Source organism: Pseudomonas sp. 28 E 9 (assembly GCF_900004785.1).
GTDB lineage: Bacteria > Pseudomonadota > Gammaproteobacteria > Pseudomonadales > Pseudomonadaceae > Aquipseudomonas > Aquipseudomonas orientalis_A.
Genome location: NZ_CVTK01000057.1, coordinates 275878 through 296023, shown reverse-complemented (window position 1 = coordinate 296023; position 20146 = coordinate 275878). Strand labels below are relative to the sequence as shown.

The window sequence follows — 20146 nt, the reverse complement described above, 5'->3', positions numbered from 1 at the left end:
TGAGTAAGTATCGTCAATAGCGCCGGCGTGAGATAACTTTGCGCCGACACAATAAAGAAAGAGCCGCCCAGATAAAAATACAGGTGGGACGGCAGTACTCTTCCTAAAACCAAAGGAGCAAATCACGATGCGCGTGATGAAGTGGAGCATGATCGCCCTGGCTGTTTCAGCAGGCACCTCGCAGTTCGCAATGGCGTCCGCCCAGGACGATTCCAAGGGCTTTGTTGAAGACAGCACGTTCAGCATCAATACTCGCGCTCTGTACTTCAGCCGCGACTTCCGTAACAACCCGTCGGGCCCCGGCTCCAAAAGCCGTGCCGAAGAAACCGGCCTGGGCTTCAACGCGTTGTACGAATCGGGCTTCACCCAGGGCACCGTTGGTGTCGGTGTCGACGTGATCGGCCTGATGGGCCTCAAGCTCGACAGCGGCAAGGGCCGCGCCGGCACCGGCCTGTTCCCTACCGGTTCCGACGGTCGCTCGCAGGACGATTACTCCAAAGGCGGCGCTGCCGTTAAGTTCCGCATCTCCAATACCGTGCTGAAAATCGGTGACCAGTACACCACAGCCCCTGTATTCGCTTCCGATGACAGCCGCCTGCTGCCCGAGCTGCCACAAGGTATCTCGATCACCAGCAACGAAATCAAGGGCCTGAAGCTCGAAGGCGGTCACTTCACTTCCAGCGTCGCGCAGAACCAGACCTTCCATGACAGCCTGGGCCTGACCAAGACCGACTTTGTCGGCGGCGTCTATGCCTTCACGCCTGAAGTCACCGGCAGCCTGTACTACGCGAAAACCGAAGATTACTTCCGCAAGTACTACAGCAACCTGAACTGGACCCACGCCCTGAGCGATGACCAGTCGTTCGCGCTGGACTTCAACATCTACGACACCAAGAGCGAAGGCGCCGGCCTGCAGCGCGCGGCGAAAGATGGCGTGACCAAGCTCGACAACCGCGCATTCAGCCTGCAGGGCGCGTACACCATCGGCGCTCACACCTTTACCCTGGCTGCGCAGAAGGTTTCCGGCGACGGCGACTACGGCTATGGCGTAGATGGCGGCGGCACCGTGTTCCTGGCCAACTCCATCGCCCGTTCCGACTTCAACGCCGAAGGCGAGAAGTCCTACCAGGCGCGTTACGACATCAACATGGCGACCTTCGGCATTCCCGGCCTGAGCTTCATGACCCGTTACGTTACCGGTAGCGGCGCCAACACGGCCACCACCAGCAACGGTAAAGAGTGGGAACGTGACATCGAAGCCAAGTACGTGATCCAGAGCGGCCCGGCTAAAAACCTCAGCCTGCGTCTGCGTCAAGCGACCTATCGTTCCGGTGATGGCGTTTACTACGGTTCGCCTTCGATCGACGAACTGCGTCTGATCGCGAACTACCCGTTGAACATCCTGTAATTGCGCAAGCCGTTACAACGATGACTTAAGGTTTCGACCTTGAATAAAAGCCGCTCCCCTGTTTACAAGGGAGCGGCTTTTTTATTGCAGTTATATGGCAACGAAAAAGTAACTAGCAAGCTAAGTAACTATTCCGTATGACAGCCAATAACGATATTTCACTGTCGCGTTTAAGCTGACCTTTCGGCCAACTTAAAGGCAACACGGCTTTATCACTTCACCGGGGCTTCCTGCATCACGCGAATAACGCGCTGCGGGAACGGAATATCAATGTCCGCCGCTTTCAAGCGGTCGCGCGCCAGTTCATTGAGCATGAACACAACATCCCAATAATCCGCAGTTTTGGTCCAGCAGCGCAGGGAAACGGTGATGGAACTGTCGCCCAGGGTCGATACCACTGCGACGGGCGCAGGGTCCGCCAGCACGCGCGGGTCCTTGGCCAGTTCCAGCAACACTTCACGGGCTTTCTGCAGGTCAGCCTCGTAGTCCACGCCCACATCGAATACGACCTTGCGGGTCGGCTGGCGGTTGGTGTTGGTGATGATGCCGTTGGACAGAATGCCGTTCGGCACGATCACGGTCTTGTTGTCGCCGGTACGCAGCACCGTGTGGAAAATCTGGATACTGTCGACGGTGCCCGAGGTGCCCTGGGCTTCGATCCAGTCACCGATACGGAACGGACGGAACAGCAGGATCAGCACGCCGCCGGCGAAGTTGGCCAGGCTGCCTTGCAGTGCCAGGCCAATCGCCAGGGTAGCCGCACCGATGGCGGCGACGAACGAGGTGGTCGCCACGCCGATCATCGACGCCACGCTGACGATCAGCATGACTTTCAGCGCAATGTTCGCAAGGCTGGTGATGAAGTGCTGCAGCGCCAGGTCGGCGTTACGCAGCGCCAGCAGGCGCCCTACGCGGTGGGTAAACACGTTGATCAGCCACCAACCGATGGCCAGGGTGATAACGGCCAGCAGCACCCGGCTGCCGTATTCCATGATCATCGGGATCCAGGACTGCGAGGTTTTGATCAAGTGATCCACTTCTGCGTTTAAATCCATGTAGCTTCTCCTGTCTTAGCGGATATGCGGCTTGATTGACTGCCTGAAAACGCAATTGAGCCCGTAGGGCTCAATTGTAGGCGCCGATTCTGGGCCGTGGGACGTCAAAAACGGCCACAGGTTCCACAAATGGCCATCAGTCGCGGAAGTTATTGAATTGCAGCGGCATGTCGAACGTCTTGGCGCGCAGGGCCGCGATGGCCTCTTGCAGGTCGTCGCGCTTCTTGCCGGTGACACGCACCTGTTCGCCCTGGATGGCCGCCTGGACTTTGAGCTTGGCATCCTTGATGTGGGCGACGATCTTCTTCGCCAGTTCCTTGTCGATGCCTTCCTTGAGCACGGCTTCCTGCTTCATCAGCTTGCCGGAAGCATAGGCGTCCTTGACTTCAAGGCACTGCACGTCGATCTTGCGCTTGACCAGGGCCAGCTTGAGGATTTCGATCATCGCTTCCAGCTGGAAATCGGCTTCAGCGGTCAGGTTGACGGTCAGTTCCTTTTCCTTGAATTCGAAGCTGCCCTTGCCTTTCAAGTCATAGCGACGGTCCAGTTCCTTGACGGCGTTTTCGACGGCGTTGGTGACTTCGTGTTTGTCCAGTTCGGATACCACGTCGAACGAAGGCATGTCATTTCTCCAATATAAGGGGCGGGCTCAGTAGAGATGGAGCGCGCCCGAGCTAAAATGCCGGGGCATTATAGCGGTTCTTTCGCCGCGTTCACCGCTGGCGACCCCAAGGAGCACACACTGATGGCGACCACCTGGCATATTCTCGGCGCCGGTAGCCTGGGCACCCTCTGGGCCACGCGTCTGGCGCGGGCGGGCGTGCCGGTGCGGTTGATCCTGCGCGATCAGGCGCGCCTGGCCAGCTATGCGTCGGGCGCGGGCCTGACCCTGGTCGAACAAGGCGTTGCGCACACCTACCGCGTAACCGGCGAAACGCCCGACAGCCCTGAACCTATCCACCGCCTGCTGGTGGCGTGCAAAGCCTACGACGCCCAAAGCGCTGTCGCACAGTTGCAACATCGCCTGGCGCCTGACGCGGAACTGATCCTGCTGCAAAACGGCCTCGGCAGCCAGGATGCCGTCGCCGCGCAGGTGCCGCAGGCGCGTTGCATCTTTGCCTCCAGCACCGAAGGCGCGTTCCGCGATGGCGAGTGGCGCGTGGTATTTGCCGGCCACGGCTACACCTGGCTGGGGGACCCCGCGCGCCCGACCGCGCCGCTGTGGCTGGAGGACTTGCAGGCCGCCGCCATTGCCCATGAATGGAGCACCGATATTCTCACGCGCCTGTGGCGCAAGCTGGCGCTCAATTGCGCGATCAACCCACTGACCGTGCTTTACCACTGCCGCAACGGGGGACTCCAGGCCCATCAATGCGAAGTCGCCACCTTGTGCGCCGAATTGAGCGAACTGCTGGAGTGCTGCGGCCAGCCTGCGGCTGCGCAGGATTTGCTCAGTGAAGTGCAACGGGTGATCCAGGCCACCGCGGCCAACTACTCGTCCATGTACCAGGACGTGGCCAACGCGCGGCGTACCGAAATCAGCTACTTATTGGGCTACGCCTGCCAGGCGGCGGCGCGCCATCGACGGGTGCTGCCGCATCTGCAGCAGGTGCAGGCGCGTTTGATCGAACACTTGGTTGCACGCCGATTGCCCCACGACTGAGGCACGCGCTACCCTGCCTTATATATATTGCCTGCGAAAAACCTGATGCCACTGCGCCAGCGTCTTGAAAACTTACCGGTAGGGCAGAAATTGCTGGCCGCCCTGCTGGTACTGCTGACCACCGTATTGCTGGTGGCCAACCTGACCTTTATCAGCGCCGCCTACTGGATCTCCCAGGAAAGCATGGCGCCCCAGGCGTTGCAGGCCATCGGTCGACTGGTGTCCAACCCGGCACTCGCCGCCGAGGCCCTTCAATCCCCGGACAAGGCCGATGCCCTGCTCAATGAGCTGACCAGCTATTCACCGTTGCGCGCCGCCGCCCTGTACGACGGCGAGGGCAATCGCCTGGCGCAGATGCAACACGGCGACCGCCTGCACCTGCCCGACAATTACCGGCATGTCGAAGCCTGGCGCCTCACCGAGTTTCGCAGCAACCAGATCATCACCCTGCCCCGCCCCGGCCAGCCTTCGGGGCATCTGTTGCTGGTGGCCAGCAGTGAGCTACCGGTGGCGTTCTATACCGGCACCCTGACCGCGAGCCTGGGCATCCTGATTTTCAGCGTCTTGCTGTGGCTGGTGATTGCCCGGCAGATCAAACGCCTGATCACCCGCCCCATCCATGAGCTTGAGGAACTGTCGCGCCAGGTGACGCGCGAAGAGAACTACGCCCTGCGCGCAGGCCCCGGCAACCGTGACGAAATCGGCAGCCTGGCGGAAGCGTTCAACACCATGCTGTCGCGCATCGAGGCCCGTGAACAACAGCTCAAACGTGCGCGGGATGATTCCCAGGCCGCCTACGACCAGGCCCAGGGCCTGGCCGAGGAAACCCGCCATACCAACCGCAAGCTGGAACTGGAAGTCCAGGTGCGCAGCAAAATCGAGAAAAAGCTCACCGGTTTTCAGAATTACCTCAACAGCATTATCGACTCAATGCCTTCAGCGCTGATTGCCCTGGACGAACAGCTCTACGTCACCCAGTGGAATCAGGAAGCCACTGCGCTTTCCGGCACGCGCCTGGATGAAGCCCTCAATCAGCCGATCTTCCTCGCGTTCCAACCGCTCAAGCCGTACCTGCCGCAAATCAAGGCCACGGTGGAACAGCACACGGTGGAGCGGATCGAGCGGGTCACCTGGGTCAAGGACGACGAGCCAAAGCACTACGCCCTGACGTTCTACCCGTTGATGGGCGGTGCCGGGCGTGGCGTGGTGATCCGCATCGACGACATCACCCAGCGCCTGTCCCTGGAAGAAATGATGGTGCAATCGGAAAAAATGCTCTCGGTCGGTGGTCTGGCGGCCGGCATGGCCCATGAAATCAACAACCCGCTGGGCGCGATCCTGCACAACGTGCAAAACATCCGGCGGCGCCTGTCACCCGACCTGCCCAGGAACCTGGAACACGCCGAACAGGCAGGTATCGAACTGGAAACGGTCAATCGTTACCTGCAAGCGCGCGAAGTCCCGCAGTTACTTGACGGCATTCAACAGGCGGGCGCGCGTGCAGCGAAAATCGTCACGCACATGCTCAGCTTCAGCCGACGCAGCAATCGGCAAATGGCGCCCTGCGACTTGCCGGCCCTGATCGACCAGGCCGTGGAGATCGCGGGTAACGATTTCGACCTGGCCATCGGCTTTGACTTCAAGGGCCAGGCAATCATCCGCCAGTTCGATCCGCAACTGGGCCCGGTGCCGGGCACGGCCAACGAACTGGAGCAAGTGCTGCTCAACCTGCTGAAAAATGCCGCCCAGGCGATTCACCTGCGTGAAGACGACAGCGAACCGGGGCGCATCATCCTGCGCACCCGCCTCAACCCGCCCTGGGCCGAGATCCAGGTGGAAGACAATGGCATCGGCATGAGCGAAAACGTGCGCAAACGCACCTTCGAGCCGTTCTTCACCACCAAGGAAATAGGCCAGGGCACCGGGCTTGGGTTGTCGGTGTCGTATTTCATCATTACCAATAACCACAAGGGCCAGATGGAAGTGCACTCGACCCTCGGCCAAGGCACGTGTTTCACCTTGCGCCTGCCGCTGGCCGGCAGCCAATTATCCCCTGCTGAACTCACCCGACTGGAGCAATGACCATGGGCTTTCGCCTGTCAAAGATCTACACCCGCACCGGCGACCAGGGCGAAACCGGCCTCGGCGACGGCCGCCGCGTGCCCAAGGATCACCCCAGGGTCGAGGCCATTGGCGAGGTGGATACGCTGAACAGTCAGTTGGGGTTGCTGTTGGCCAATCTGGAGGAACAGAGCGGCAAGCACCCCGAATTGAATGATGTCATCGAAGTGCTCACGCCCTGTCAGCATCGATTGTTCGACCTCGGCGGCGAGCTGGCGATGCCGGTTTACAAGGCGTTGACTGCAGCGGAAGTGGATCGGCTGGAAGCGGCAATCGATCGCTGGAACGAAGAGGTGGGGCCGTTGGAGAATTTCATCCTGCCCGGTGGTTCAGCGCTGATCGCCCAGGCCCATGTGTGCCGCAGCTTGGCGCGCAGTGCCGAACGTCGCTGTCAGCATTTGAATGCGCTGGAGCCGTTGGAGGGGGTGGGGTTGGCGTATATCAATCGGTTGTCGGATTTGCTGTTTGTGGCGGCCAGGGTGATTGCCAGGCGCCAAGGGGTTGCCGAGGTGTTGTGGCAGGCGGCGGCCAAGCCACACTGATGTTTCCCGGGTGACTGACAGGGCCTCATCGGGTGTAGGAGCGAGCTTGCTCGCGAAAAACTCACAGGCGCCGCGCCCATTCAGAAAGCTCGCGTTATCGTTGACGCTTTTCGCGAGCAAGCTCGCTCCTACATCCCGATAGCGCCCGCCAGAGCAGCATCAGTCTTCGGGCCAAAACGCCCGAATCCCCGCCACACCCTGCGCTCCAGCCGCCCACGCCTGTTCACGCTGCGCAGGCCCAACTCCGCCCAGTAAGAACACCGGCTTGCTGAACCCACGGATCAGCTCCGCTGCCTGCTCCCAACCCAACGGCTGGGCCTCGGGATGGGTTTGAGTCGGCTGAACCGGTGACAGCGTGACAAAATCCACGTCCATCAATTCCGCCAGCGCCAGCTCCTCAGCATTGTGGCAAGAAGCCGCCAGCCAACGATCCTTAGGCAGCGGACGGCCCTTGCTCGCATATTTGCGCAATTGCGCCGAGGTCATGTGCCAGCCGGCTGCGGGGAAATCCCCCAGCCATTCGAACGGCCCCTTGATCATCAATTGCGCCTTGCCGGCACACAGGCCCACTGCATCCACTGCCAGGTCACGGTATTTGGGGTCGTAGCCGTTGGGTGCGCGCAGTTGAACCAGCTTGATGCCACCGGCGATAGCCTTCTGGATGCCACGCAGCAGCGTCGGGGTTTCCAGCTCGCCAGGGGTGATCAGGTACTCGGCGGGCAAGCGCGCAGCAGCGACAATCGGTGTATTCGCCGCTGGGAACGCATAGTTGACCAGGTCCCGTGGCGTCACCCACTCCAACGGCTGCCCTTCAGCGCCGTGGGGCTCGCCGGTGAAGGCCGAGACCTCCCAGACATCCAGCAGCACCTGTTTGTCCGGGTAGTCATGTTGCACCTGGATCAACGGCCGCGCGGTGGTGACCTGGATACCCAGCTCTTCCTGCAATTCGCGGGACAAGGCCGTGGGGACCGACTCATCCGCCTCCACCTTACCGCCGGGAAACTCCCAGAGGCCGCCTTGATGTTGAGTATCGGCGCGGCGTGCCAGCAGGATCCTGCCATCGACACCGCGGATCACCGCTGCTGCTACATGCACTCGTTTCACCGCCACTGCTTCCTCTCGTTGTAACCCTTGTAGGAGCGAGCTTGCTCGCGAAGAACGTCAACCATAACGCGTACACCCTGGATGAACGCGGTGGCGTTGAGTTTTTCTCGAGCAAGCTCGCTCCTGCTTTCAGGTGCGATATTCCGCGTTGATCTTCACGTATTCGTGGGACAGGTCCGTGGTCCAGATGGTTTCGCTGCACTCGCCGCGACCCAGCTCGATGCGGATGGTGATTTCTTCCTGCTGCATCACTGCCGAGCCCTGGGCTTCGGTATACGTTTCGGCGCGGGCGCCACGGCTGGCAATGCACACGTCGCCGAGGAACACGTCGATTTTGCTCACGTCCAGGTCAGGCACCCCGGCGCGACCAACGGCTGCGAGGATGCGGCCCCAGTTCGGGTCGGAAGCGAACAATGCGGTCTTGATCAGCGGCGAGTGCGCCACGGTGTAACCCACGTCCAGGCATTCCTGATGGTTGCCGCCGCCGTTGACTTCAACGGTGACGAACTTGGTCGCGCCCTCGCCGTCCCGCACGATGGCCTGGGCCACGTCCATGCACACCTCGAATACCGCCTGCTTCAACGCTGCAAACAGCGGGCCTTCGGTGGAGGTGATTTCCGGCAGGTTGGCCTGGCCGGTGGCGATCAGCATGCAGCAGTCGTTGGTGGAGGTGTCACCGTCGATGGTGATGCGGTTGAACGACTTGTTTGCGCCGTCCAGCATCAGGCGCTGCAACACATCGCGGGAGACCTTGGCGTCAGTGGCGATATAACCGAGCATGGTGGCCATGTTCGGGCGGATCATGCCGGCGCCCTTGCTGATACCGGTCACCGTGACGGTGACGCCATCGTGCACGAACTGACGGCTCGCGCCCTTGGGCAAGGTGTCGGTGGTCATGATGCCGGTGGCCGCAGCCGCCCAGTTATCCACAGACAGGTCATCCAGCGCGGCTTGCAGGGCGCCTTCGATTTTCTCCACCGGCAGCGGCTCACCGATCACACCGGTGGAATAGGGCAGCACCTGGCTGGCGTCTACGCCGGTCAACTGGGCCAGCTTGGCGCAGGTGCGCGCGGCGGCGACCAGGCCAGGCTCGCCGGTACCGGCGTTGGCGTTGCCGGTGTTGGTCAGCAGGTAACGAATCGACCCGGCCACACGTTGCTTGGCCAGGATCACCGGCGCAGCGCAAAAGGCGTTGAGGGTGAACACACCGGCGACGGTCGAGCCTTCAGCGCAGCGCATCACCACCACATCCTTGCGCCCCGGACGCTTGATACCGGCCGAAGCGATACCGAGTTCAAAACCGGCGACCGGGTGCAATGTGGGCAAAGGACCAAGACCAACAGCCATGTATGCGCTCCTTGAGAGAGAGGATGTGTATGCCGTCACTGTCGACGGGAATTAATGGCAAAACGCCGCGACGGCTGATGCCGGTCGCGGCGCAGGATGTTGCAGCGTCAGGCGAAAATCTTATTCGATCTGGCCGTGGCAGTGTTTGAATTTCTTGCCCGAACCGCAGTAGCACAGCTCATTGCGGCCCAGCTTCTGATCATTGCGTACCGGGGTTTGAGCCAGGGCCACATCGACCTCTTCGCCCAATACCTCAGGCGCGTCCAGGCCAGGCGCTTCGTCATGCTGGAACTGCATGCGCGCAGCCAGTGCCTCGGCTTCCTGACGCAGGCGTGCTTCTTCCTCGATCGGGTCTTCGCGACGCACCTGAACGTGGGACAGCACGCGAATCGAGTCGCGCTTGATCGAATCCAGCAGCTCGGAGAACAACGTGAACGACTCGCGCTTGTACTCCTGCTTCGGGTTCTTCTGGGCGTAGCCACGCAAATGGATACCGTGGCGCAAGTGGTCCATGGTCGACAGGTGGTCTTTCCACAGGTCGTCCAGCACGCGCAGGACAATTTGCTTCTCGAAGGTGCGCAGTGCTTCGGCACTCGCCTGCTCTTCTTTCTCGTTGTACGCGGCCAGCAGCTCGGTCATCAGCTTCTCGCGCAGCGTCTCTTCGTACAGGTGATCGTCTTCGTCCAGCCATTGCTGAACCGGCAGGTCGACGCCGAAGTCGCTTTTCAACGCGGCTTCCAGGCCGGCCACATCCCACTGCTCAGGCAGCGACTGCGGCGGGATGTGCGCGCTGACGGTGGCGTTGAGCACGTCCTGACGGAAGTCAGCGATGGTTTCGCCAATGTTGTCGGCGGCCAGCAACGTGTTACGCATGTGATAGATCACTTTACGTTGTTCGTTGTTGACGTCATCGAACTCGAGCAGTTGCTTGCGAATGTCGAAGTTACGCCCTTCGACCTTGCGCTGGGCCTTCTCGATGGCGTTGGTCACCATGCGGTGTTCGATCGCTTCCCCGGACTGCATGCCCAGGGCCTTCATGAAGTTCTTCACCCGGTCCGAGGCGAAGATACGCATCAGGCTGTCTTCCAGGGACAGGTAGAAACGGCTGGAACCGGCGTCGCCCTGGCGACCGGCACGACCACGCAACTGGTTGTCGATACGCCGCGATTCGTGACGCTCGGACGCAATCACCTGCAAACCGCCGGATTCCAGCACGGCCTGGTGGCGTTTCTGCCAGTCCGCCTTGATCTGGGCGATCTGCTCGGGGGTCGGGTTGTCGAGGGAGGCCACTTCCACTTCCCAGTTACCGCCCAACAGGATGTCGGTACCACGACCGGCCATGTTGGTGGCGATGGTCAGTGCGCCGGGGCGACCGGCCTGGGCGATGATCTCGGCTTCCTTCTCGTGGAACTTGGCGTTGAGGACCTTGTGCTCGATGCCTTCCTTGTTGAGCAGGTTGGACACGTGCTCGGACGTCTCGATGGTCGCGGTACCCACCAGGATCGGGCGGCCCTTGGCCATGCCGTCCTTGATGTCGTTGATGATCGCCGCGTATTTCTCTTCGGCGGTCAGGAACACCAGGTCGTTATAGTCTTTACGCGCCAGTGGCTTGTTCGGCGGGATGACCACCACCGACAGGCCATAGATCTGGTGGAATTCGAACGCCTCGGTGTCGGCCGTACCGGTCATGCCGGACAGCTTGTTGTACAGACGGAAGTAGTTCTGGAAGGTGGTGGACGCCAACGTCTGGCTCTCGGCCTGGATGTTGAGCATTTCCTTGGCTTCGATGGCCTGATGCAGGCCTTCGGACAGACGACGACCGGGCATGGTACGGCCGGTGTGTTCGTCGACCAGAACGACCTGGCCGTCCTGCACGATGTATTCGACGTTGCGATGGAACAGCTTGTGCGCGCGCAGGCCGGCATACACGTGGGTCAGCAGGCCCAGGTTATGCGCCGAGTACAGGCTCTCGCCCTCGGCCAGCAGGCCGATCTGGGTCAGCATGTCTTCGACGAACTGGTGACCGGCTTCGTTGAGTTCGACCTGACGGGTCTTCTCGTCGATGGTGAAATGACCTTCTTTGGTCACCACGCCTTCGACTTCCTCGATGTGCTGCTCCAGACGCGGGATCAACTTGTTGATCTCGGTGTACAGGCGCGAGCTGTCTTCGGCCTGGCCGGAGATGATCAGCGGGGTACGGGCTTCGTCGATGAGGATGGAGTCGACTTCGTCGATCACGGCAAAGTTGAGTTCGCGCTGGAATTTTTCTTCCATGCTGAACGCCATGTTGTCGCGCAGGTAGTCGAAACCGAATTCGTTGTTGGTGCCGTAGGTGATGTCGGCGGCGTAGGCGGCGCGCTTCTCTTCCGGCGGCTGGAACGGCGTTACCACGCCGACGGTCAGGCCGAGGAATTCATACAGCGGGCGCATCCAGTTGGCGTCGCGGCGAGCCAGGTAGTCGTTCACCGTCACAACGTGCACGCCCTTGCCGGACAATGCGTTGAGGTAAACGCCCAGGGTTGCCACCAGGGTCTTGCCTTCACCGGTGCGCATTTCGGCAATCATGCCTTCATGCAAGGTCATGCCGCCGATCAACTGGACGTCGAAGTGGCGCATGCCCATGACGCGCTTACCGGCTTCACGGGCGACCGCAAAGGCTTCGGGAAGCAGCTTGTCGAGGGTTTCACCTTTGGCTATGCGGGCCTTGAACTCTTCGGTCTTGGCGCGCAATTGCTCGTCCGACAGGGCAACCATCTGCTCTTCGAAGGCATTGACCAGCTGCACCGTCTTGAGCATGCGTTTGACTTCGCGCTCATTCTTGCTTCCAAAAAGTTTCTTTAACAAAGGCGCAAACATATCGGCAGGTTCTTCCACACATAGGGATGGAGGGCGCACCGTCAGTGGCCCGAGCAGCCCTCACGGCCGCATGCGAACGCGCATTCTACCCGGAATCGTGGGTGAGGAAAGTGGCGTTGTTCCCGGATGCGGGCACGGCGCTGTGAGAGGGCCTGTTTAAAATAAGGGCTTTTGCTGGAACTTCAACCCATCAAGCGCAGAAGTTACTTATTGATTTCACGGGAAAAGCCCTGCCGATGCATGGCTTCGGGGCCCACGGACGCTTTCTGTTAAGATGGCGGCTCTGTTACCTAAGGTGTCTAAACATGGCCTTTCGCCCTCTTCCAGCCCGCGCTCCCGGCGTGTTGCTTCGCGAAGCCAAGCCGTTGAAAGCCATCTTCGGCCACGCGAAACGGCTCGGGCATTTGCAACGCCTGCTCGAAAGCCAGTTGCAACCGGCCGCGCGCGAACACTGTCATGTGGCGTCCTGGCGTGAAGGCAATCTGCTATTAATTGTCACTGACGGCCATTGGGCGACCCGTTTGCGTTACCAGCAAAAACGCCTGCAGCGCCAATTGATGGTGTTCGATGAGTTTGCCGGCCTGGTGCGTATCCAGTTCAAGGTCCAGCCGCCCACCGTGCTGCGCAGCACGGCGGGGCATACGATGGACCTGTCGGAAAATGCCGCCGAAACCCTTGAGGCCACCGCTGAAGGGATCAACGATCCGGGTCTGCGCGCGGCACTGCAACGGCTGGCCGCCCATGCCAGGCCCAAACCCTGAACCTCACTTGCGCTTGCTGCCGCCCAGCAACGAGCCCAGCAAGCCGCGCACCAACTGCCGCCCCATCTGATTGGCGGCCTGCTGCATGGCGGATTTCAGCGCCTTGCCTGCCGTGGTCCCCAGGAACGCACCGGCCTTGTCGGTAAAGCTGGGCTCTTGCGTCGCAGGCTTGGTCTCCTCGGTCGGCCCCAAGTCCTTGCGCGCCATCAGCACCTCGTAGGCCGATTCGCGGTCAATCGGCTTGTCGTAACGGCCCTGCAGCGGCGAACGGGCGATCAATGCCGCCCGTTCGGCCTCGGTCAGCGGCCCGATCCGCGACTGTGGCGGTGCGACCAGCACTCGCTGGACCACCTCCGGCGTGCCCTTTTCCTGCAAGGTGCCCACCAGCGCTTCACCGGTGCCCAACTCGGTCAACACCGCCAGGGCATCGAAGGCCGGGTTGGGGCGGAAACCGTCCGCCACCGCCCGCAGGGATTTTTGCTCCTTGGTGGTGAATGCCCGCAGGCCATGCTGAATACGCAGGCCCAGTTGCGCCAGCACCGTGTCAGGCAAGTCGCCCGGCGACTGCGTGACGAAGTACACGCCCACCCCTTTGGAGCGAATCAACCGCACCACTTGCTCCAGACGGTCCTGCAACGCCTTGGGAGTGTCGGCGAACAACAGGTGCGCTTCATCGAAAAACAGCGCCAACAGCGGTTTTTCCGCATCACCGCGCTCGGGCAACTGCTCGAACAGTTCCGCCAGCAGCCACAACAGGAAGGTCGCATAGACCTTCGGCGCGTCATGCACCAGGCGGCTGGCGTCCAGCAGATGAATACGGCCGCGCCCGTCGCCGGCGGGCTGCAAAATATCCTCGAGCTGCAGGGCCGGCTCGCCGAACAGGGCCTCGGCGCCCTGCTGCTCCAGCACCGCGAGGCGCCGCAACAACGCCTGGCTGGAACCGGTGGTCATCAGCGCCGCATCGTCGCCCAACAGTTCAGGGTGATAACGCAGGTGGTTGAGCAATGCCTTGAGGTCCTTAAGGTCCAGCAGCAACAGGCCTTCCCGGTCAGCCACCTTGAACGTCGCGTACAGCGCCGACTGCTGGCTGTCGGTGAGTTCCAGCAGGCTGCCGAGCAACAACGGGCCCATTTCACTGATGGTGGTGCGCAACGGATGACCGGACTGACCGTGGATATCCCACAGCGTGACCGGATAAGCCTTCGGCGCGTAATCAAGGAAGGGCATCCCGGCGATGCGTTCGGCGACTTTGCCCTGGGGATTGGCCGCAGCGCCCAGGCCGCACAGGTCGCCCTTGATGTCGGCGGCGAATACCGCCACCCCCGCGTCACTGAACGCTTCCGCCAGGCGCTGCAAGGTGACGGTCTTGCCGGTGCCCGTGGCGCCGGCGATCAACCCGTGACGGTTGGCCAGGCGCATGGGCTGGGCGATGGGCTGGCCATCCGGGCCGGCACCGATAAGCAGTTGTGTGGAGTCAGGCATTTCGTCACCTATGGTTAATCTTTAGTGCCGCGAGGTCGATATAGACGGATATAAGCCCGACAAAGACTAAAAAATAGTCAGATAATTCCTATACGGACCAACGGAGCTATCAGCAGAAATATCACACCTTTTTTTACGCTGCCATTTTGCGCCTTGTCTAGAGGGCGCGCCCCGGACATCAAGACCTTAGCGGACCTTACAAGCCATGAATAAAAACCTGCGCTTCAGCCACAAAATTTTGCTTGCAGCCTCCCTTATCGTCATCGCCGCCTTTGCGTTGTTTACCCTCTATAACGACTACCTTCAGCGCAATGCGATTCGTGACGATCTCAATAGCTACCTGCATGAAATGGGCGACGTCACCGCCGGCAGTATCCAGACCTGGCTCACCGGGCGTATCGCACTGGTCGAAAACGCCGCACAGAATATCGCCCTCAATCCCGAACCTGCCGTGGTTGCCAGCCTGCTGGAGCAGAAAGCCTTGACCTCATCGTTCATGGCCACCTACGTCGGCGACAGCCAGGGCAAGTTCACGATCCGCCCCGACACCAGGATGCCCGACGGTTTCGACCCGCGTGTGCGCCCCTGGTACAAAGACGCCCAGAACAGCAACGGCTCGACCCTGACCGAGCCCTATATCGACGCGGCCACGGGGAGTTTGATTATTTCCATCGCCACACCGAGTGCCAAGGCCGGCCAGAGCATCGGCGTGGTGGGCGGTGACCTGAGCCTGCAAACTCTGGTGGACAACATTGGCGCGCTGGACCTGGGCGGCATGGGTTACGCGTTCCTGGTCAGTGCCGACGGCAAAGTGCTGGTGCACCCGGACAAGGCCCTGGTCATGAAGACCCTGGCTGACGTGTACCCCAACGACACGCCGAAGATCAGCGCTGATTTCAGCGAAGTGCAGGCCAATGGCAAGACCAATATCGTTACGTTTACCCCGATCAAGGGCCTGCCCTCGGTCAACTGGTACCTGGGCATTTCGGTGGATAAAGCCAAATCGTTCGCCATGCTCACCCAGTTCCGCACGTCGGCAGTCATCGCCACCCTCATCGCCGTGGTGATCATTATCGCGTTGCTGGGCATGCTGATCCGCGTGTTGTTGCAACCGCTGCACGTGATGACCCGCGCCATGCAGGACATTGCCGACGGCGAAGGCGATCTGACCCGGCGCCTGACCATCCAGAACAACGACGAGTTCGGCACCCTGGGCACCGCGTTCAACCGTTTCGTAGAACGCATCCACACCTCGATCCGCGAAGTGTCGTCGGCCACCGAGCAGGTCAATGAAGTGGCACTGCGGGTGGTCAGCGCGTCCAACTCGTCGATGGTCAATTCAGACGAACAGGCCAACCGCACCAACAGCGTTGCCGCTGCGATCAATCAGCTGGGCGCTGCCGCCCAGGAAATCGCGCGCAACGCGGCGCAGGCCTCCAGCCAGGCCAGTGATGCGCGGCATTTGGCCGAAGACGGCCAGCAGGTGGTAGAGCGCAATATCAAGGCCATGACCCAGCTGTCGAGCATGATCAGCGCCTCCAGCAGCAATATCGAGGCGCTGAACAGCAAGACGGTGAACATTGGCCAGATCCTTGAAGTGATCACCAGTATTTCCCAGCAAACCAACTTGCTGGCACTCAACGCCGCCATCGAAGCCGCGCGTGCCGGTGAAGCCGGTCGCGGCTTCGCGGTGGTGGCCGATGAAGTGCGCAACCTGGCGCACCGCACCCAGGAATCGGCGCAACAGGTGCAGAAGATGATCGAGGAACTGCAAGTCGGCGCCCGCGACTCGGTGAGCACCATGAGTGAAAGTCAGCGCCACAGCCAGGACAGCGTGGAAATCGCCAACCTGGCCGGCGAGCGCCTGAACAGCGTGACCCAGCGCATTGGCGAGATCGACGGGATGAACCAGTCCGTGGCCACCGCCACCGAAGAGCAGACCTCGGTCGTGGAGTCGATCAATATGGACATTACTGAAATCAACACCCTCAACCAGGAAGGCGTGGAAAACCTGCAATCGACGCTGCGCGCCTGCACGGACCTGGAGCAACAGGCGTCGCGCCTGAAGCAATTGGTGGGCAGCTTCCGCATCTGATACACAGAGGTGCTTGGCGGTACTCGGTAAAATGTGGGAGGGGGCTTGCCCCCGATGGCGGCCTCCGGGCCGACCAGGATGTTGGATCAGACCGAGTACATATCCGTTTCTGCAGTAACGGCTGCTAATGGTTCCGCTTTTACAGCGGCTCACTTTTGAAAAGCGCAAAAGTAAGCAAAACGCTCTTGCCCCACCACTCGGCACCTCGCTTGGGCTCGGTGTGCCCTCTCTCCGGCTTGAATCCGTGGGCCGCCGCAATGGGCCATCCATGGCCCAGTGCGGCTAACCCGGCGTCCTGCCGGGTTGCCCACGGATTCAAGCCTGCGTTCGGCCAGCGTGGTTTGACGGGGGCGCCTAAGATCAAGATCAAAAGCGGCTCGCTTCGCATCGTGGTTAGGGTGGGGGCATCGCCGTCTGTAGGAGCGAGCTTGCTCGCGAAAAACGTCAACAATAACGCGTGCTTCCTGAATGAACGCTGTGCCTGTAAGTTTTTCGCGAGCAAGCTCGCTCCTACAGACGGCGGTGTTCGCTTAACTGACTGGTATCAGGGCAAGCACCCTCCTCCATCATTTCAAGCTCGAACACGCAGCACGACCCCAATCCCGATCGAACATCTATCCTTACCTCAGGTCCACGTTAAGGAGAGCAATGGATCGGAGGGATGTTCATCGTGCATATCGCTGACATAACCATGTTCTACGCCCCGGCCAGCGGTGGCGTACGCACTTATCTGGACGCCAAGCACCGGCGCCTGGCGCTCAAGCCCGGCATTCGCCACAGCCTGTTGGTGCCGGGCGCCCACTTGAGCGAGCGCGATGGCATTTTCCAGGTGCCGGCGCCGCCGCTGCCCTTCGGCAAAGGCTACCGCTTCCCCCTGCGCCTGGCGCCATGGCGAAATGTCCTGCACGATTTGCAGCCTGACCTGATCGAAGTCGGCGATCCCTACCTGACCGCCTGGGCCGCCCTGGACGCCCGGCGCCAGTTGGATGTGCCCGTCATCGGTTTTTACCACTCCGACCTCCCCCTGCTGGTGCGTAACCGCATGGGCGCCTGGTTTACCCCCAACGTCGAAGCTTATGTCAGCAAGCTCTATGGGAATTTTGACCGGGTACTGGCTCCCAGCCAGGTAATGGCCGACAAACTCATTGGACTTGGGGTAAAAAACGTCTTCGTGCAACCCTTGGGCGTCGACCTGCAAACCTTCACGCCACAGGTACGCGACCCCGGCCTGCGCGCCGAACTGGGGATCGATGAAGACACCCGGCTGCTGATTTTCGCCGGGCGTGGCTCCAAGGAAAAAAACCTGCCGGTGCTACTCAACTGCATGAAGCGCCTGGGCGAAGGTTATCACCTATTGCTGGTGGGTTCCGGCATGCCGGCCCATGTGCCGGACAATGTCACCGTAGTCGATGGCTTCCGCCCGGCGGATCATGTTGCGCGCTTGATGGCCAGCGCCGATGCGTTATTGCATGGCGGGGACCAGGAAACCTTCGGCCTGGTCATTCTGGAAGCCATGGCCTGTGGCATTCCGGTGGTCGCCGTGGCGGCGGGAGCCTTTACCGAGATTGTCGACGAGCGCTGCGGCCTGCTCTGCGCGCCCAACAACCCCAAGGCAATGGCCGATGCGGTACGCGAACTGTTTGGCGCCGACAGTCGCCGTCTCGGGGAACAGGCGCGGCGCCATGTCGAACAGCATTACGCGTGGGATGCGGTGGTGGACAGCCTGCTAGGGCACTACCACGCCGTGCTGGGTACACAAAAGCCGATGCTCGCCCATGGTTGAACGTTCAGTCATGCTGGTGCTGCACGACGTGGCGCCGAGCACCTGGGCCGATTACCGGCCCTTTGTCGAAGCCGTCGATGCCATCGGCAATGTCCCTGTGACCTGGCTGGTGGTCCCGGACTTTCATCATCACAACGCCCTGGCCACCCATGCCGACTTCCGGCGCCTGCTCGACAACCGGGTAGCCAAGGGCGATGAACTCACCTTGCACGGGTATTACCACTGCGACGACCAACCCCGGCCGCGTACACCCCGGGAATGGTTCATGCGGTGCATCTATACCCATGAGGGCGAGTTCTACCAGTTATCGCAAGCCGAAGCCTTGCAGCGCCTGACCGACGGCATCGAGGTATTCCAACGCAATGACTGGCCCCTGCAAGGGTTTGTTGCACCCGCCTGGTTGATGAGCCAGGGCACCCGGTTGGCGTTGCGCCAGTTACCGCTGAGCTACACCAGCGACCCGCAGCACCTGTATCGCCTGCCCGACTTCACGCCCGTCCACGCCCCGGGCCTGGTGTGGAGCGCTCGCAGTGCATGGCGCCGAGGCTTGTCCAAGGTCTTGAGCGATCGACGCGAGCAACGCTGGCAGGCCGCACCGGTGATCCGATTAGGGTTGCACCCCGTCGATATGCGTCACGAATTTTCCCGTCAGTATTGGCTGCAGACCCTGGAGCGCCTGCTTGACGATGGACGCACGCCACAGACCAAGTCCGCGTGGCTGTCGACGCTGCCATGCGCCGGCTGATCTGGCTGGGACTGGCGCTGCTGGTCGCGCTGGTGATCCCGGTGTGGCTGGGTGGCGGCGAAACCGTTGCGCGCCTGCGCCAGTTTCCCCCGCTCCAGTTACTGGGAATGTTTGCCATGATCATCGGCTGCTGGCTGATCAACAGCCTGCGCATACGGTTGTTGCTTGGCCAGCAGCGCAGTCGGTTGGGATGGCGCAAAAGCCTGGGCGTGGTGATATCGACCGAATTCGCCATGTGCGCCACCCCTGGCGGCAGCGGCGGGCCCCTCACGCTGATGGGCCTGCTGGCACGCAACGGCATACGGCCCGCCCATGGCAGCGCGGTGTTCGCCATGGACCAGTTGAGTGACTTGCTGTTCTTTTTCTGCGCACTGCTGGGCATCGTGCTGTATGCGCTGTTCCATAGCCTCAGCCCACGCCTGGAAGAGCTGTTGGGGCTCAGTGCCGTGTCGATGGTCGGTGGCGTCGTCGGCTGCGTGGTGGTGGTGCGCTTTCATCGCCGCCTGATTCGCCTGGCCGGACGGGCACTCAAGGCCATGAAGGTGCGCGCCGGCACCCGCCGGCGCTGGGCCCGTCGGTTGCTGCGCTTCCTTGCGGCCTTCACCCAAACGCTGAAATTGCCCTGGAGCACCCTGCTCGGGGTGTTCGCGCTGACCAGCCTGCATTGGTTATTACGCTACAGCGTCTTGTACCTGGCGCTGCGCGGCCTGGGTGGGCAGGTGCAGTGGGCCTTAAGCTTCCTGATCCAGATGCTGTCATTGACTGCAGGGCAATTGAGCCTGCTGCCAGGCGGGGCCGGGGCGGCGGAGTTGACGTCGGCGGCACTGCTCGCGCCGATGGTAGGCAATGCCACAGCGGCGGCGGCCATTCTGATCTGGCGGGCAGTGACTTATTACTTCTATCTGCTGGCCGGTGCGCCCGTGTTTCTGTTGATGGTGGGCAAGCCGCTGCTCAAGCGTCTTTTTCGGGAGAAGCACACGGTTTCTCATCCCCCTGCAACTGCTCCCACAACTGGGCGGCGCCGGGAAAGTCAGTACCATCCTCAGCACCCAGCGCATCCGGGTCGTAGCGACTCAGACAGCCCTCGCCCAGGGTAGCGGGTGGCCTGGAAGTCGCCTTGTCGAGTGGGTCGGTCATGGTCGCCTCCTGAAAATAAAAAGGGTCCGGAGAGTTTTACTCCCGGA

General features: G+C 61.3%; 16 protein-coding genes and 1 pseudogene. 10 read left to right on the top strand and 7 right to left on the bottom strand.

The window, feature by feature from the left end:
* Positions 1–127 precede the first annotated feature (127 nt).
* Entirely contained in the window at positions 128–1408 is a 1281-nt protein-coding gene (locus BFQ00_RS26080; protein ID WP_065887597.1) for an OprD family porin, read from the top strand.
* A 212-nt stretch (positions 1409–1620) separates the two neighbouring features.
* Here the strand turns inward: BFQ00_RS26080 and BFQ00_RS26075 are convergent, their stop codons facing one another.
* Together BFQ00_RS26075 and BFQ00_RS26070 are read right to left on the bottom strand one after the other, a co-directional pair.
* Entirely contained in the window at positions 1621–2463 is an 843-nt protein-coding gene (locus BFQ00_RS26075) for a mechanosensitive ion channel family protein (RefSeq protein WP_065887596.1), read from the bottom strand.
* Positions 2464–2599: 136 nt separating this feature from the next.
* Positions 2600–3085: a YajQ family cyclic di-GMP-binding protein gene (locus BFQ00_RS26070; RefSeq protein WP_003193880.1), complete on the bottom strand. Its 486-nt coding sequence runs from the start codon at positions 3083–3085 to the stop codon at positions 2600–2602.
* Between the two features lie 123 nt (positions 3086–3208).
* Between BFQ00_RS26070 and BFQ00_RS26065 the strand changes: the two genes are divergently transcribed.
* The 3 genes from BFQ00_RS26065 to BFQ00_RS26055 are packed head-to-tail and all read left to right on the top strand — an operon-like array spanning position 3209 to position 6789.
* Positions 3209–4126, top strand: coding sequence for a putative 2-dehydropantoate 2-reductase (locus BFQ00_RS26065; RefSeq protein ID WP_065935162.1), 918 nt, complete (start codon positions 3209–3211; stop codon positions 4124–4126).
* Positions 4127–4171: 45 nt separating this feature from the next.
* On the top strand, positions 4172–6208 hold the full coding sequence (locus BFQ00_RS26060; protein WP_065887769.1) for a sensor histidine kinase: 2037 nt from the start codon (positions 4172–4174) through the stop codon (positions 6206–6208).
* Positions 6209–6210: 2 nt separating this feature from the next.
* Positions 6211–6789, top strand: a complete 579-nt coding sequence (locus BFQ00_RS26055) for a cob(I)yrinic acid a,c-diamide adenosyltransferase (RefSeq protein ID WP_065935161.1) — start codon at positions 6211–6213, stop codon at positions 6787–6789.
* Between the two features lie 159 nt (positions 6790–6948).
* On the opposite strand, the gene BFQ00_RS26050 is transcribed toward BFQ00_RS26055, so the two are convergent.
* The 3 genes from BFQ00_RS26050 to secA form a co-directional block, all read right to left on the bottom strand.
* Positions 6949–7893 (bottom strand): Nudix family hydrolase, encoded by a 945-nt coding sequence (locus BFQ00_RS26050; protein ID WP_065935249.1) that lies wholly within the window; start codon positions 7891–7893, stop codon positions 6949–6951.
* A 129-nt stretch (positions 7894–8022) separates the two neighbouring features.
* Positions 8023–9240: a bifunctional glutamate N-acetyltransferase/amino-acid acetyltransferase ArgJ gene (gene argJ / locus BFQ00_RS26045; RefSeq protein WP_065895085.1), complete on the bottom strand. Its 1218-nt coding sequence runs from the start codon at positions 9238–9240 to the stop codon at positions 8023–8025.
* Between the two features lie 120 nt (positions 9241–9360).
* Positions 9361–12096, bottom strand: coding sequence for a preprotein translocase subunit SecA (secA, locus tag BFQ00_RS26040; protein ID WP_065935160.1), 2736 nt, complete (start codon positions 12094–12096; stop codon positions 9361–9363).
* 305 nt (positions 12097–12401) lie between these two features.
* Here secA and BFQ00_RS26035 point away from each other — a divergent pair, with 305 nt between their 5' ends.
* Entirely contained in the window at positions 12402–12857 is a 456-nt protein-coding gene (locus BFQ00_RS26035) for a DUF721 domain-containing protein (RefSeq protein WP_065935159.1), read from the top strand.
* A 3-nt stretch (positions 12858–12860) separates the two neighbouring features.
* Here BFQ00_RS26035 and BFQ00_RS26030 read toward each other — a convergent pair whose 3' ends face one another.
* The gene (locus tag BFQ00_RS26030) at positions 12861–14339 is read right to left on the bottom strand and encodes a helicase HerA-like domain-containing protein (protein ID WP_065935158.1); all 1479 of its coding nucleotides are present in this window, start codon (positions 14337–14339) and stop codon (positions 12861–12863) included.
* Positions 14340–14544: 205 nt separating this feature from the next.
* Here BFQ00_RS26030 and BFQ00_RS30595 point away from each other — a divergent pair.
* Positions 14545–15576, top strand: a pseudogene (locus tag BFQ00_RS30595) (cache domain-containing protein); the annotation flags it as partial.
* Between the two features lie 93 nt (positions 15577–15669).
* Complete coding sequence (locus tag BFQ00_RS30590) at positions 15670–16434, top strand: methyl-accepting chemotaxis protein (RefSeq protein WP_370671690.1); 765 nt, start codon at positions 15670–15672, stop codon at positions 16432–16434.
* Between the two features lie 139 nt (positions 16435–16573).
* Here the strand turns inward: BFQ00_RS30590 and BFQ00_RS29730 are convergent, their stop codons facing one another.
* Positions 16574–16936 (bottom strand): hypothetical protein, encoded by a 363-nt coding sequence (locus BFQ00_RS29730; protein WP_065935156.1) that lies wholly within the window; start codon positions 16934–16936, stop codon positions 16574–16576.
* A gap of 168 nt (positions 16937–17104) precedes the next feature.
* On the opposite strand from BFQ00_RS29730, the gene BFQ00_RS26015 reads away from it, so the two are divergent.
* Genes BFQ00_RS26015 through BFQ00_RS26005 form a run of 3 tightly spaced genes read left to right on the top strand, consistent with a single transcriptional unit; the run spans position 17105 to position 20059 of the window.
* On the top strand, positions 17105–18217 hold the full coding sequence (locus BFQ00_RS26015; RefSeq protein ID WP_371914215.1) for a glycosyltransferase family 4 protein: 1113 nt from the start codon (positions 17105–17107) through the stop codon (positions 18215–18217).
* Positions 18210–18962 carry a DUF2334 domain-containing protein gene (locus BFQ00_RS26010; RefSeq protein ID WP_065935154.1) on the top strand — a complete coding sequence of 251 codons (753 nt, stop codon included), beginning with the start codon at positions 18210–18212 and terminating at the stop codon, positions 18960–18962. Before BFQ00_RS26015 ends, BFQ00_RS26010 begins: the two co-directional genes overlap by 8 nt.
* Complete coding sequence (locus BFQ00_RS26005; protein ID WP_065935153.1) at positions 18950–20059, top strand: lysylphosphatidylglycerol synthase transmembrane domain-containing protein; 1110 nt, start codon at positions 18950–18952, stop codon at positions 20057–20059. The genes BFQ00_RS26010 and BFQ00_RS26005 overlap by 13 nt, the downstream gene beginning before the upstream one ends.
* Positions 20060–20146 lie beyond the last annotated feature (87 nt).